Source organism: Pengzhenrongella sp. (genome assembly GCF_036565025.1).
Lineage (GTDB): Bacteria > Actinomycetota > Actinomycetes > Actinomycetales > Cellulomonadaceae > Pengzhenrongella.
In genome coordinates this window covers 1-14,204 of the sequence record NZ_DATCNW010000061.1, presented here as the reverse complement: position 1 = coordinate 14,204, position 14,204 = coordinate 1, and the positions used below count along the sequence as shown (strand labels likewise).

Genomic DNA, 14,204 nt, shown 5'->3' with positions numbered 1-14,204 from the left:
CGTCCTATAGGACGTCAACGCTCGGACGTTACGGGGTTGGGGGGGTACCGGGTTATCGGATTACGGGGCTACCGGGATTCGGCGATGCGGTTGGGAGTAACGGGGGGAGGTCCCAGCGGCCGAGGACCAGGTCCGGCGAAGGCGATCAGGCCCAGCGGAAGAATTTGCGGGCGGCGAGCCCGAGCGCCGCCGTCCAGGCCAGCAGCACGACGGCGGCGCCCAGCGGGATGCTCCCGTGGATCAGCGCGCCGCGCATCGCCTCGCCGAGCGCGCCGGACGGCAGCAGTGGCGCGATGTGCGCGAGCGGTCCGGGGAGCTGGGCGGCGGGGACGACCGAGCCACCGGCGACCGTGAGCAGCACGAGCAGCAGGTTGGCCACCGCGAGCACGGCCTCCGAGCGCAGCACCCCGGCGATCAGCAGCGCGAGCGACGTGAACGCCGCCGTGCCGAGCACGATCACTCCGGCGGCGGGCAGGATCCCGGCGAGGTCCGGCGACCAGCCCAGGGCGAGCGCGACGCCGCTGAGCACGATCGTCTGCACCAGCTCGACCGTGAGCACGGCGAGGACCTTGCCTGCCAGCAGGCCGCCGCGCCCGAGCGGCGTCGTGCCGAGCAGGCGCAGCACGCCGTTGCGCCGGTCGAAGCTGGTCGCGATCGCCTGGGACGTGAACGAGGTGGACATCACCGCGAGCGTGAGGATCCCCGGTGTGACGAACTCGATCCGGGAGGCACCGAGGGTGTTCATCTCGATCACGGGCGTCTTGGCCAGTGCGATCAGCAGCAGCGTCGGCAGGATCATCGTGACGAGCAGCTGCTCGCCGTTGCGCAGGATCATCCGGGTCTCGAACGCGGCCTGGGACCGCACCCGCCGCCACGGCGGGGCGGCGAGCTGCTCGCCGTCGGGGCGAGCGGCCGTCACCGCGGGTTGCGTCACACCAGGCTGGGTCATCGCAGATTCCGTCCGGTCAGGTCCAGGAAGACGTCCTCGAGGGTGCGCCGGCCAACGCTGATGCGGTTCGCCAGCACGCCGCGCTCGGCGCACCACGCGGTCAGGGCGGCGAGCACGAACGGGTCGACCGCGCCGGTCACGACGTACTCGCCGGGGGTGACCTCGCGCACGGCCGACGGCGGTCCGGCCGGCGGCCCGGCAGCGGTCAGCGAGGCCGCCAGGGAGACCGGGTCCAGCCCCGGCTCGGTCCGGAACCGCAGCGTCTGGTCGTCGCCCGCGGCGACGAGGTCGGCGACCGCGCCGCGCGCGATGACCTTCCCGTGGTCGACGACGACGACGTGGTCGGCCAGGTCCTCGGCCTCGTCCATCAGGTGGGTGGTGAGCACGATCCCGACGCCCTCGGCCCGGACCTCGCGCACGAGCTCCCACACGGCGCGGCGCGCCTGCGGGTCCAGCCCGGCGCTCGGTTCGTCCAGGAACACGACCTCCGGGCGACCGACCAGGGCCGCCGCGAGGGCGAGCCGCTGGCGCTGGCCGCCGGAGAGCCGGCGCACGGTGGTCGTGGCGAACGCGCCGATGCCGAGCCGCTCGGTGAGCTCGCCGACGTCGCGCGGGTGGGCGTACATGGTGGAGACGTGGCGCAGCATCTCCAGGGCGCGAACCCCGGTGGGCAGGCCGCCGTCCTGCAGCATGACGCCGACGCGCGGCCGCAGCTCCGTCGCCTGGGTGCGCGGGTCGCGGCCCAGCACGCGCACCGAACCGCCGTCGGGCACGCGCAGGCCCTCGCAGCACTCGATGGTCGTCGTCTTGCCGGCGCCGTTCGGGCCGAGCACCGCGGTGACGCGGCCGAGCTCGGCGACGAGGTCCAGCCGGTCCACCACGGCCCGCCCGCCGTAGCTCTTGACGAGGCCGGTGATCTCGACGGCGGGGGCACTGTGCACCGGGCGAGTGTAGGTCGCCGCGGGCGGGAGGGCGTCGGCGGCGGCGGTGATGAGGCGTGCCTTACTTGCGCGGAACCAATTTGGCAACAAGTATGTTGGCAATATCAGGACGCGGTCGGTGCATGTCGTACTGCGTCCGTATTGTGACGTGCGGCCGCGAGGTCGCCTGACCAGGAGGTGACGATGAGCCCAGTTCTGCACTCCGCCGTCGGCCACGCTCCGCCGCTGCCCGCCGAGCTGCCTTCCGAGGCCGAGGCCACCACCCGCCAGCGGGTGCTCCAGCTTGTCGCGTCCGCCGGACCGGTCACCGCGGCCGAGCTGGCCACGGAGCTCCACCTCACCCCGGCGGGGATCCGCCGGCACCTCGGCGTCCTCGAGACCGACCGGCAGATCGGCCTGCACGACGGCGTCGGCGTCGGCCCGGCACGTCGTGGCCGGCCCGCGAAGCACTACATCGTCACGTCCCACGGGCAGGCGGCGCTGTCCAACAGCTACTCCGAGCTCGCGGCGCAGGCCCTGCACTACCTCGCGGACGTCGCCGGCACGGCCGCGGTGGATGCGTTCGCGGCGGCCCGCGGCCGCGTCCTCGAGGAGCGCTACGCCTCGACGGTGGCCGACGCGGGCGACGACGTGCCGGCCCGGGCGAGCGCGCTCGCGCGGGTCCTCGCGACGGACGGCTACGCGGCGAGCAGCCGGCCGGTACCCGGCATGGCGACGATCCAGCTGTGCCAGGGGCACTGCCCGGTGCAGCAGATCGCGGCCGAGTTCCCCCAGCTGTGCGAGGCCGAGACGCAGGCCTTCTCCCGGCTGCTGGGCGTGCACGTCCAGCGGCTCTCCACGCTCGCCAGCGGCGGGCACGTATGCACCACGAACATTCCGACGACCGGTACAACCCTGGCAGGAAGGACGACATGAGCGCCCCCACGCAGAGTGCCCCAGACGCAGTTCCGATGACACAGGACGAGGCGATCGCCTCGATCGGTGCCTACACCTACGGGTGGCACGACTCCGACGAGGCGGGCCGCCTCGCGCGCCGCGGCGTCGACGAGGAGGTCGTGCGGAACATCTCGGCCCTCAAGGAAGAGCCTGAGTGGATGCTCAAGCTGCGCCTGAAGTCGCTGCGGCTGTTCGACAAGAAGCCCATGCCCACGTTCGGCGCCGACCTGTCGGGGATCAACTTCGACAACATCAAGTACTTCGTGCGGTCGACCGAGAAGCAGGCCACCACGTGGGACGACCTGCCGGACGACATCAAGAACACCTATGACCGGCTCGGCATCCCCGAGGCCGAGAAGCAGCGTCTCGTCGGTGGGGTGACCGCGCAGTACGAGTCCGAGGTCGTCTACCACCAGATCCGTGAGGACCTCGAGGAGCAGGGCGTCATCTTCGTCGACACCGACACCGGGCTGCGCGAGCACCCGGAGATCTTCGAGCAGTACTTCGGCTCGATCATCCCGCCGGGCGACAACAAGTTCGCGGCGCTGAACAGCGCGGTGTGGTCGGGCGGCTCGTTCGTCTACGTCCCGCCGGGCGTGCACGTCGAGATCCCGCTGCAGGCCTACTTCCGGATCAACACCGAGAACATGGGCCAGTTCGAGCGGACGCTGATCATCGCCGACGAGGGCTCGTACGTGCATTACGTCGAGGGCTGCACGGCGCCGGTCTACACCAGCGACTCGCTGCACTCGGCCGTCGTCGAGATCGTCGTGAAGAAGAACGCCCGGGTCCGGTACACGACCATCCAGAACTGGTCGAACAACGTGTACAACCTGGTCACCAAGCGGGCCACCGCCGCCGAGGGCGCCACCATGGAGTGGGTCGACGGCAACATCGGCTCGAAGGTCACCATGAAGTACCCGGCGATCTACCTGATGGGCGAGCACGCTCGCGGCGAGACGCTGTCGATCGCGTTCGCCGGCGAGGGCCAGCACCAGGACGCGGGCGCCAAGATGGTGCACGCCGCACCGCACACGTCGTCGTCCATCGTGTCCAAGTCGGTCGCGCGAGGCGGTGGCCGCACGTCCTACCGCGGCCTCGTGCAGATCCTCGAGGGCGCCGAGGGCTCCATGTCCAACGTGCTCTGCGACGCGCTGCTGGTCGACCAGATCTCACGCTCGGACACCTACCCGTACGTCGACGTCCGCGAGGACGACGTGTCGATGGGTCACGAAGCGACGGTCTCCCGCGTGAGCGAGGACCAGCTGTTCTACCTCATGTCACGCGGCATGAAGGAGACCGAGGCAATGGCGATGATCGTGCGCGGCTTCATCGAGCCGATCGCGCGCGAGCTGCCCATGGAGTACGCGCTCGAGCTCAACCGCCTCATCGAACTGCAGATGGAAGGGTCCGTCGGTTAATGACGAGCACCACCAACACCACCCGCGAGGCGCCCGAGGGCCTCTCGACCGACCACAGCCAGGCCGCCGCGGACGGCGCGCACTCGCACGGCACGGGAGGCACCCCCCAGGGGTCCCGCGCCGAGCGGGCGACGTCGTTCGACGTAGCCGACTTCGCGTACCCGAACGGGCGCGAGGAGGAATGGCGCTTCGCGCCGGTTGACCGGATCGCGCCGCTGTTCGCGGCCGAGCTCACCGGCCACGGCGTGCTGACGACCGTCGTCGGGGCCCCCGAGGTCGTCGTGGAGATCGTCGACCGCGACGACGTGCGGCTCGGGCGGGCAGGGGTCCCCGGTGACCGCACCGCGGCCGCCGCCTGGGCCTCGTTCCGCCGGGCCACCGTCGTGACCATCCCGGCCCAGGCGGTCGCCTCGAGCGTCACGTCGATCCGGGTCGAGGGCGTCGAGGGTGCGGCGGACGACGCCACCGCAGCGCACCTGCTGGTGCACGCGAAGGCGCTGTCCGAGTCTGTCGTCGTGCTGGACCACGTGGGCAACGCGACCTTGTCCGAGACGGTCGAGATCGTCGTCGAGGACGGCGCGCACCTCACGCTCGTCTCCGTCCAGGACTGGGCGCCGGGCGCGGTGCACACCGCGTCGCACCGGATCAAGCTGGGCCGGGACGCGAAGGTCAAGCACATCGTGGTCACCCTCGGCGGCGACGTCGTGCGCGTGACGCCCGACGCCGAGTTCGCGGGCGAGGGCGGCGAGCTCGAGATGCTCGGCCTGTACTTCGCCGACGCGGGCCAGCACCAGGAGCACCGCCTGTTCGTCGACCACGCCGTGCCGGCCTGCCGCTCGCGCGTGACGTACAAGGGCGCGCTGCAGGGCGAGGGCGCGCACACCGTGTGGGTCGGCGACGTGCTGATCCGCGTCGCGGCCGAGGGCACCGACACCTACGAGCTCAACCGCAACCTGGTCCTGTCCGACGGCGCGCGCGCCGACTCGGTGCCGAACCTGGAGATCGAGACCGGCCTCATCGAGGGCGCGGGACATGCGTCCGCGACCGGCAGGTTCGACGACGAGCAGCTGTTCTACCTGCGCTCGCGCGGCATCCCCGAGGCGGACGCGCGCCGGCTCGTGGTGCGCGGGTTCTTCGCCGACGTCGTGCACCAGATCGGGGTGCCGGAGATCGAGGCGCGCCTGATCGACTCGATCGAGGCCGAGCTCGAGCGCTCCATGAGCGAGCTCGACCTGGTGACCGAGCCCGCCGCGGGCCCGCCGGCAAGCGTGCTGGCGGGCGCATGAGCGCCCAGCTCGCGTGCCTGACGGCGGACGTCCCCGTCGGCGGGACGCTGCGCCTCGAGCTCGAGGCGGCCGGCGGCACCGTCGAGGTCGCCATGGTGCGTGCCGAGGACGGCGTGCTGCACGCCATCTCGGACATCTGCTCACACGGTCAGGTCTCGCTGTCCGACGGCGAGGTCGAAGGCTCGACCGTTGAGTGCTGGCTGCACGGCTCCCGGTTCGACCTGCGCACCGGCGCCCCCACCGGCCTCCCGGCCATCCGTCCCGTCCCCGTGTACCCGGTGACCGTCGACGGCGAGCGTGTGCTCGTCGACGTCGACGCCCCAATCTTGATCGGCAAGGAGAACTGAATGTCCACTCTGGAGATCCACGACCTGCACGTCAGCGTCGAGACGAAGGAGGGCCTCAAGCCCATCCTGCGCGGCGTCGACCTGACCGTCGCGAGCGGCGAGACGCACGCCATCATGGGCCCGAACGGCTCCGGCAAGTCGACCCTCGCGTACTCCCTCGCGGGCCACCCGAAGTACAAGGTGACCTCCGGGACCGTCACGCTCGACGGCGAGGACGTCCTCGCGATGAAGGTCGACGAGCGCGCCCGCGCCGGGATGTTCCTCGCGATGCAGTACCCCGTCGAGGTCCCCGGCGTCAGCGTGTCGAACTTCCTGCGCACCGCCAAGACCGCGATCGACGGCAAGGCCCCGCCGCTGCGCACCTGGGTCAAGGGCATGAAGTCGGCCATGGACGCCCTGCGCATGGACCCGGCGTTCGCCGAGCGCAACGTCAACGAGGGCTTCTCCGGCGGCGAGAAGAAGCGCCACGAGATCCTCCAGATGGAGCTCCTCAAGCCGAGGTTCGCGATCCTCGACGAGACCGACTCCGGCTTGGACGTCGACGCGCTGCGCGTCGTGTCCGAGGGCGTCAACCGGGTGCGCGAGGACGGCACTGTGGGCGTGCTGCTCATCACGCACTACACGCGGATCCTGCGCTACATCACCCCGGACTTCGTGCACGTCTTCGTCGACGGCCGGATCGCCGAGCAGGGCGGGCCCGAGCTCGCCGACCGGCTCGAGAACGAGGGCTATGACCGGTTCCTGCCGGCCGGCGCTCCCGCCTCCACCTGAACCGCCCGCGCCCGAGTCGAGCCGCCTGAGAACAGGGGAACCACGATGACCGCCGAAGTCGAGACCGATCCCACGCAGGGCGCCGCGCTGAGCGGCACCGAGCTCGCTGCCGTGCGCGCGGACTTCCCGCTGCTCACGCGCACGCTGCGGGAGGGTCGGCCGCTGGTCTACCTCGACTCGGGGGCCACCTCCCAGAAGCCCGACGTCGTGATCGACGCCGAGCAGGACTTCTACACGCAGCGCAACGCCGCCGTGCACCGCGGGGCGCACCAGCTCGCCGAGGAGGCCACCGAGGCCTTCGAGGCGGCGCGCGCCCAGGTCGCGTCGTTCGTGGGCGCCGAAGAGGACGAGCTGATCTGGACCACCAACGCGACCGCGGGCATCAACCTGGTCGCGTACGCGATCGGGAACGCGACCGCCGGTCGCGGTGGCGAGGCCGCGCGGCGGTTCGCGCTCGCACCCGGTGACGAGATCGTCGTCACCGAGTCCGAGCACCACGCGAACCTCGTGCCGTGGCAGGAGCTTGCCGCCCGGACCGGCGCCGTGCTGCGCTGGATCGGCGTGCACGACGACGGCCGGCTGCGCACCGACCAGCTCGCGACCGTGGTCACGATGCGCACCCGCGTGCTCGCGTTCACGCACGCCTCGAACGTCACCGGCGCCGTGACCGACGTCGCCCCGTTCGTCGCGCGGGCCCGCGAGGTCGGCGCGCTCACGGTGCTCGACGCCTGCCAGAGCGTGCCGCACCTGCCGGTAAACTTCCGCGAGCTCGGCGTCGACTTCGCCGCGTTCTCCGGGCACAAGATGCTCGGGCCGACCGGCGTCGGCGCGCTGTACGGGCGCCGCGAGCTGCTTGAGGCGCTGCCCCCGGTGACCACCGGCGGCTCGATGGTCGAGGTCGTCACGATGGAGACCACGACCTTCATGCGGCCGCCGCACAGGTTCGAGGCCGGCACCATGATGGTCGCCCAGGCGATCGGGATGGGCGCCGCCGCGTCCTACCTCGCCGAGCTCGGCATGGACGCGGTCGCCGCCCACGAGGCCGTGCTCGCCCGCGCGATGCTCGACGCCGTGGCCTCCGTGCCGCACGTGCGCGTCGTCGGGCCGCTGGACACCGCGAACCGCCTCGCCACCGTCTCGTTCGTCGTCGACGGCGTGCACTCGCACGACGTCGGCCAGGTGCTCGACGACGCCGGCGTCGCCGTCCGGGTCGGCCACCACTGCGCCCAGCCGCTGCACCGCCGGTTCGGGGTGACCGCGACGGCCCGCGCCTCGGCGTCGGTCTACACGACGCTCGAGGAGATCGAGGTCTTCCGGGAAGCACTTGCGGGGGTCCGAGCGTTCTTCGGACTGGACGACGGGAGGGCGACCACGTGACGAGCCAGATGGAACAGCTGTACCAGTCGGTGATCCTCGACCACGCGAAGAACCCGGTCGGCCGCGGCCTGGTCGCGTCCGACGGCGACCGGGCCGGTCACGCGCTCGGCGAGTCGCACCAGGTCAACACGACCTGCGGCGATGACATCACGCTGCGGGTCGACATCGATACCGCGGGCGGCGCCGTGCCGGTGCTGCGGGTCGTGAGCTGGGAGGGGGAGGGCTGCAGCATCTCGCAGGCCTCCGTCTCGGTGCTCACCGAGCTCGCCACGGGCGCCGACCTGACCGACGTCGACCGGCTCTACGAGTCGTTCCGCGCGCTGATGCACTCGCGCGGCGCGGGGCTCGACCCCGACCAGGAGGAGGCGCTCGGTGACGCCACCGCGTTCACCGGCGTCGCGAAGTACCCGGCCCGGATCAAGTGCGCCCTGCTCGGCTGGGCCGCACTCAAGGACGCCGTCGTGCGGTCCGGTGCGGCCGCGCCGATGACCAGCCAGTCGGCCCCCACCACCCCGAAGGAGCTGCCATGACCACGACCACCCCGCCCGGCGCGACGACGCCGGCCGCGACCCCGCCCTCGGTCGCCGACGTCGAGGAGGCCCTGCGCGACGTCATCGACCCCGAGCTCGGGATCAACATCGTCGACCTCGGCCTCGTCTACGGCCTGACCGTGGACCAGGAGAACCACGCCGTCATCGACATGACGCTCACGTCGGCGGCCTGCCCGCTCACCGACGTCATCGAGGACCAGACGGCCACCAGCCTGGACGGACTCGTCGACGGCTTCCGGATCAACTGGGTCTGGATGCCGCCGTGGGGCCCGGAGAAGATCACGCCCGACGGCCGCGAGCAGATGCGGGCCCTAGGCTTCAACATCTGAGGTCGTTCACCAGCTGAGGGGTTCGCGCACGTTGCCCGACACGAGCAAGGCGTCCGACGTGCGCGAGCCTGGTGCCGGGGCTGACCCCCGCCTCGGATTCGGGTCTCACTCGGCCCTCGGATCTGGGGCTGATACCGCCCTCGGATCTGGGCCTGACTCCAGCCTCGTTTCCGGGGCTGACTCCGGCCTCGTTTCCGGGGCTGACTCCGGCCTCCGGGCCGATTGCTCGAGCTGTTTCGGGCTCTGCTGTGTGGTGCCTGCGTTCTCGGCCTCGGCCGACTTCGCGATCAACAAGCCGGCCGGGCACGCGTGCCCGAACCTGCAGCAGGACTCCCGGTGCGGGATTCACGCCTTGCTCCGCGAGACGGGTTTCCGGGGCTGCACGGTGTACGACTGCTTCGGCGCCGGCCAGAAGGTCTCCCAGCTCACGTTCGGCGGGCAGGACTGGCGCGGTGCGCCGAAGACCGCTCGCACGATGTTCGCGGTGTTCCCGATCGTGCGGGACCTCCAAGAACTGGCCTACTACCTGACCGAGGCGCGCGAGCTGACCGAGGCGCGCGAGCTGACTGCGGCGCGCGAGGTGACCGAGGCGCGGGACCTGCCGGGGGAGCGGGTGGGGACCCAGGCGCGCGCTCGGGCTGCGGAGCGAGCCGGAACTGAGCCGGACGCGTCGACTCCAGCGGACACCGCGAGACGTGATGCTCGCCGCTCCGATTCCGCGCGGACGCTGCACGCTCAGCTCGGCCGCGCGCTGGACGATACGGACCGCCTCAGCCTGCTGAGCCCCGACGCGCTCCTGGAACTTGACGTCGCGGCGCACCGGCAGGCGGTGAAATCCCTCCTGCTCCGGGCGAGCGACCTGGCCCGAGCCGCGGTCCGCAAGCCCAAGGACCACCGGGGAGCAGATCTCATCGGCGCCAAGCTCGCCGGAGCCGACCTGCGCGGCGCGAGCCTGCGCGGCGCGAAGCTCATCGGAGCCGACCTCCGCGGAGCGGACCTGAGGCAGGCAGACCTCACCGGAGCCGACTTCCGCGGCGCCGACCTGTCCGGCGCCGACCTCAGCACCAGCATCTTCCTCATCCAGTCCCAGCTGGACGCAGCCAACGGCGAGCAGTCAACCAAGCTCCCCCCATCCCGAACCCGCCCCACCCACTGGTCGACCACCTGATCCGGAAGTCCCCGACCTCCAGCCCGAAACGGACTGCCCCAACTGACGAGCCGGCGGATTTCCCCGCGAGTGCGGGACTTTGGCTCTCAAAACGGCCCGATTGACAGCCAAAGTCCCGCACTCGCTTGAATCCGACTCGGGTCAGAGGCCGACTTCTTTAGTTCCGGAAGAATCGGTGCGTCCCGCGCACACATCCTTCCCAAACGTGATCCTTGCCACCCGCCCGATCGGGCTCCGATGGTTCAGGATTCGGAAGAATCGGTGCGTCCCGCGCACACATCCTTCCCAAACTTGATCGCTGCCACCCGGGTCCAGGCATTGGGTGAGGTCGGCTGCGTAGACCTTGTGGGCAGTCAGTGCGTCCAGGACGGCCGAGCCGGCGCTCTTGAAGACCGTGAGCTGGTGGGCGTTCGCGCGTCCGGCGACGGCACCGGTCGGGACGTCGCCGAGCTCGAGGATCGCGCCGGCGTCGAGTAGGCCGGCCTCGATCGGGGCGATCAGGTCGCCCGCCGTGGCCACAAGAATCCCGTAACGTCCGAGCGTTGACGTCCTATAGGACGTCAACGCTCGGACGTTGCGGTTGGTGAGGTTCGGTCAGGTTGACGTCGTCGTGACGCCAGCGCCGAGCGGATCCGCGCGAGTGCGGGCGTTCTGCTGTTGGCCGCGCGAGTGTGGGCGTTCAGCTGCCTGAATCGCCGAATAGACAGCAGAATGACCGCACTCGCGTCCGGTAACCAGGATCGCTCACGCGAGTGCGGGACTTTGGCTGTCTAAACGGCCCGAATGACAGCCAAAGTCCCGCACTCGCGTGAGCGACTCGGGTCAGAGGTCGACTTTTTGGCCTCGGCCTTGGGTGAGGGCGGCTGTGTAGACCTTGTGGGCGGTCACTACGTCCAGGACGGCCGAGCCGACGCTCTTGAAGACCGTGAGCTGGTCGGCGTTCGCGCGTCCGGCGACGGCACCGGTCAGGACGTCGCCGAGCTCGAGGATCGCGCCGGCGTCGAGCAGGCCGGCCTCGATCGGGGCGATCAGGTCGCCGGCCTCGGCGAGGGCCGCCGCGGTGTCGATCACGACGACGTCGGCCCGGGCGAGGAGCCCGGAGTCGAGCTCCTGCATGGCCGGGGTGAACGCGCCGACGCCGTTCACGTGTGCGCCGGCCGCGGCGAGCCGGCCGTCGAACACGGGCAGCGCCGACGTCGTGACGCAGGTGACGACGTCCGCGCCGTCGACCGCCGCGTCCGACGACGACGCCGCGACGACCCGCGTCTCATACCGCCCGGCCAGCCGCTCGCGCATCGAGGCGACGAACGCGGCCAGCCGCTCGGGATTCCGCGAGAAGACCCGCACCTCGTCGAATGCGCGCACGCACAGCATCGCCTCGAGCTGCTGCGCCGCTTGGCCCCCGGTGCCGATCAGCGCACCCACGCGGGCGTCCGCGCGGGCGAGCGCGTCGGTCCCGGCACCCTGCACGGCCCCGGTGCGCAGCGCGGTGAGGTACGTGCCGTCCATGACCGCGCAGACGACGCCGGTCGTGCCGTCCAGCAGGACGATCGTCGCCGGGACCGACGCGATTGCGAGCTCGGCGTTCCGCGGGAAGACCGAGACGATCTTGATCCCCACCGTGTCCAGGTCCGGCACGTGGGCCGGCATCACCAGCGTGCGCCCGTCGTGGGTCGGCACGTCCAGGGCGGTACGCAGCGGGACGTCGCAGCGGCCGCGCGAGTGCAGCCGCAGCGCCTCCTTCGACGCGTCGACGGCTTGGGGCATGGTCACGAGGGCGCGCACGTCGGACGCTGAGAGCAGGAGCATTTGCCGAAGTCTCCCAGGCCGCGGGCCGGACCGGCCCGACGCGTCCAGGCGGTGAGCCGAACGAGCACGAGTCGTCCAGTCCGCGAACCGGACCCGCCCGACACGTCCAGGCCGCGAGCCCGTCGCGAGGGCATGACGACCTCGCCGCACCCGCCCGACACGTCCAGGCCACGAGCCCCGGTCAAAAGGGGACGACGACCTCGCCGGACCTGTGCAGCTTGTGCCAGGGGAGCCCCACGCCGGCCACCGCGCTCGCGATCGACTGGATCACGACCAGGTAGATCAGCTGGCGGTAGAAGAACTGCTGGAGGGGCTGGCTCCACAGCGGGCGCAGGGGCTCGTTGTCCAGGTGCAGGGCGTAGGCGCTGGTGGCCAGCTGAACCAGCGCGAACCCGACCCAGATGGCCACCACGCGGGCCGTGTCGCCCGCGATGAGCCCGTGCAGGGCGAAGATGTCGATCGCAGGCGCCGCGAGCGGAAGCAGCACCTGGAACAGGAGCATGTACGGGATGCCGATCCGGCCGAGCCGCCTACCGGGGCCGCCCTCGACCATCGCGGCGCGGTGCTTCCAGATGCACTGCAGCGTGCCGTAGCCCCAACGGTACCGCTGGCGCCACAGGTCGTTGACGCTGCTCGGGGCCTCGGTCCACGCCCGCGCCCGCTCCTCGTGCACGACCTCGTACCCGGCGCGCAGGATCCCCATGGTGATGTCGGTGTCCTCCGCGAGGGTGTCGGTGCTCAGGCCGCCGGCCGCCTCGAGCGCCTGCCGCCGGAACGCGCCGGCCGCGCCGGGGACGGTGGTGATGCAGCGCATCAGGTCCAGCAGCCGCCGGTCGAGGTTGAAGCCGCTGACGTACTCCAGGTGCTGCCAGCGCCCGAGCAGTCCCCGCCGGTTGCCGACCTTGGTGTTGCCGCTGACCGCGCCGACGGCGGGATCCCGGAGCGGCTGCACGATGAGCCGGATCGTGTCGTCCTCGAAGACGGTGTCGCCGTCGAGCATGATGAGGATGTCGTGCGAGGCCAGGGCCGTCCCCGTGCGCAGCGCGGCCGCCTTGCCGGCGTTGGCCTGTCGGACGACTCGCACCCCCGGCAGGTTCAGCGCCTCGGCGAGGTCGCCGGTGCCGTCGGTCGAGCCGTCGTCGATCACCAGGATCTCGACCTCCGGGTAATCGCTCGCGGCCAACGACCGGACCGCCCGCTCGATGCCGACCGCCTCGTTGAATGCCGGGACGAGAACGGTCACCGGCGGCAGCCACTGCTCACCGGCGACCCGCCGGGCGGACACCTGCACGTGCCGGCGGGCGAGCGCGACGACCAGGACGGTCCGCAGCGCGGAGAGCAGGCCGAGCAGCAGGATCACCCAGCCGAGCACCGAGACGAGGGCGGACGAGAGCCGGACGGCGATACCCAGGAACTCGCCCTGCACGCGCTGCAGGGTGCCGACCGGCCGGGACGCATCGGCGGCCAGCCCGAGTCCGCCCGAGACGGTCGTGAACGTGTAGCCCGCGGCCCGGTACCGCTCGATGAGCGTGCCGAGCGCCGCGACGGTCTGCGCGCGGTTGCCGCCGCCGTCGTGCATGAGCACGATCTGACCGGCCGTGCCGACGGGGGATCCCGCCTGGAGGATCGACGCGACCCCGGGCCGCTTCCAGTCGTCCGTGTCGCGGTCCGTGAGCACGACGATGTAGCCCGCCGCGGTCTCCTTCCGGATCGCGGCCAGCTCGCGCTCGTCGAGCGCGCTCGGTTCGGAGGAGTACGGCGGCCGGAGCAGCGCGCTGCTGATGTGCGCGCTGCCCGCCAGCCCCAGCTGCCCGAGGGAGAGCTCGAGGTTGCGCCGCCAGGCGGGCACGGCGGCGAGGTCGGTGTGCGACCAGGTGTGGTTCCCGAGCTCGTTTCCGTCCGCGAGGACGCGTCGGACCAGGGCCGGGTTCTGGTCCGCACGCGCACCCACGACGAAGAACGTCGCGGGCACGTGCTCGCGGGCGAGCACGTCGAGGATCTGCGGCGTCCAGCGCGGGTCGGGCCCGTCGTCGAACGTCAGGGCGACCGTGCGGTCGGGCAGTCCGCGCGAGATGAGGTCCTTGCCGTCCTGGAAGATGATCGGCCCGCCGCCCGGCACGGTGGCCGGGGTACGCGTGCGGGCGGGGGCGGTGCTCGCCGGGCCGATCCCGCTGGTGATGGTCTGCAGGCCGAGCGCCACGAACAGCGCCGCCACCAGCGCGACCAGCAGCGCCCAGTGGGCACCGGGCAGACGGCGGGCCCGGGGCTCGCGGCGCCGGCTCGGCGCGGGTGTGGCAGGCGGGCGGCGCGCACCGGGCT

General features: G+C 71.6%; 14 protein-coding genes. 9 read left to right on the top strand and 5 right to left on the bottom strand.

The window, feature by feature from the left end; translation table 11 throughout:
- Nucleotides 1-145 precede the first annotated feature (145 nt).
- Both VIM26_RS03265 and VIM26_RS03260 read right to left on the bottom strand, forming a co-directional pair.
- Nucleotides 146-949 carry an ABC transporter permease gene (locus VIM26_RS03265; protein ID WP_331948895.1) on the bottom strand — a complete coding sequence of 268 codons (804 nt, stop codon included), beginning with the start codon at nt 947-949 and terminating at the stop codon, nt 146-148.
- Nucleotides 946-1,890, bottom strand: a complete 945-nt coding sequence (locus VIM26_RS03260; protein ID WP_331948894.1) for an ABC transporter ATP-binding protein — start codon at nt 1,888-1,890, stop codon at nt 946-948. The genes VIM26_RS03265 and VIM26_RS03260 overlap by 4 nt, the downstream gene beginning before the upstream one ends.
- 183 nt (nt 1,891-2,073) lie before the next feature.
- On the opposite strand from VIM26_RS03260, the gene VIM26_RS03255 reads away from it, so the two are divergent.
- From VIM26_RS03255 to VIM26_RS03215, 9 genes are all read left to right on the top strand, one after another.
- Entirely contained in the window at nt 2,074-2,805 is a 732-nt protein-coding gene (locus VIM26_RS03255; RefSeq protein ID WP_331948893.1) for a helix-turn-helix transcriptional regulator, read from the top strand.
- Nucleotides 2,802-4,247 (top strand): Fe-S cluster assembly protein SufB, encoded by a 1,446-nt coding sequence (gene sufB / locus VIM26_RS03250; RefSeq protein ID WP_331948892.1) that lies wholly within the window; start codon nt 2,802-2,804, stop codon nt 4,245-4,247. Before VIM26_RS03255 ends, sufB begins: the two co-directional genes overlap by 4 nt.
- Nucleotides 4,247-5,533: a Fe-S cluster assembly protein SufD gene (sufD, locus tag VIM26_RS03245; RefSeq protein ID WP_331948891.1), complete on the top strand. Its 1,287-nt coding sequence runs from the start codon at nt 4,247-4,249 to the stop codon at nt 5,531-5,533. Before sufB ends, sufD begins: the two co-directional genes overlap by 1 nt.
- Nucleotides 5,530-5,880 (top strand): non-heme iron oxygenase ferredoxin subunit, encoded by a 351-nt coding sequence (locus VIM26_RS03240; protein ID WP_331948890.1) that lies wholly within the window; start codon nt 5,530-5,532, stop codon nt 5,878-5,880. Before sufD ends, VIM26_RS03240 begins: the two co-directional genes overlap by 4 nt.
- The gene (gene sufC / locus VIM26_RS03235; protein ID WP_331948889.1) at nt 5,881-6,651 is read left to right on the top strand and encodes a Fe-S cluster assembly ATPase SufC; all 771 of its coding nucleotides are present in this window, start codon (nt 5,881-5,883) and stop codon (nt 6,649-6,651) included. It begins immediately after the preceding gene.
- 45 nt (nt 6,652-6,696) lie between these two features.
- A complete protein-coding gene (locus tag VIM26_RS03230; RefSeq protein ID WP_331948888.1) occupies nt 6,697-8,028 on the top strand; it encodes a SufS family cysteine desulfurase in 1,332 nt (443 codons plus the stop codon).
- On the top strand, nt 8,025-8,558 hold the full coding sequence (gene sufU, locus VIM26_RS03225; protein ID WP_331948887.1) for a Fe-S cluster assembly sulfur transfer protein SufU: 534 nt from the start codon (nt 8,025-8,027) through the stop codon (nt 8,556-8,558). Before VIM26_RS03230 ends, sufU begins: the two co-directional genes overlap by 4 nt.
- Entirely contained in the window at nt 8,555-8,908 is a 354-nt protein-coding gene (locus tag VIM26_RS03220) for a metal-sulfur cluster assembly factor (protein ID WP_331948886.1), read from the top strand. Before sufU ends, VIM26_RS03220 begins: the two co-directional genes overlap by 4 nt.
- Before the next feature lie 253 nt (nt 8,909-9,161).
- Nucleotides 9,162-10,076, top strand: coding sequence for a pentapeptide repeat-containing protein (locus VIM26_RS03215; protein ID WP_331948885.1), 915 nt, complete (start codon nt 9,162-9,164; stop codon nt 10,074-10,076).
- Nucleotides 10,077-10,217: 141 nt separating this feature from the next.
- Here VIM26_RS03215 and VIM26_RS03210 read toward each other — a convergent pair whose 3' ends face one another.
- From VIM26_RS03210 to VIM26_RS03200, 3 genes are all read right to left on the bottom strand, one after another.
- On the bottom strand, nt 10,218-10,640 hold the full coding sequence (locus VIM26_RS03210; RefSeq protein ID WP_331948884.1) for a hypothetical protein: 423 nt from the start codon (nt 10,638-10,640) through the stop codon (nt 10,218-10,220).
- A gap of 258 nt (nt 10,641-10,898) precedes the next feature.
- Complete coding sequence (locus tag VIM26_RS03205) at nt 10,899-11,885, bottom strand: ornithine cyclodeaminase family protein (protein ID WP_331948883.1); 987 nt, start codon at nt 11,883-11,885, stop codon at nt 10,899-10,901.
- A gap of 181 nt (nt 11,886-12,066) precedes the next feature.
- On the bottom strand, nt 12,067-14,204 hold a 2,138-nt coding region (locus VIM26_RS03200; RefSeq protein ID WP_331948882.1), incomplete at its 5' end, for a bifunctional polysaccharide deacetylase/glycosyltransferase family 2 protein.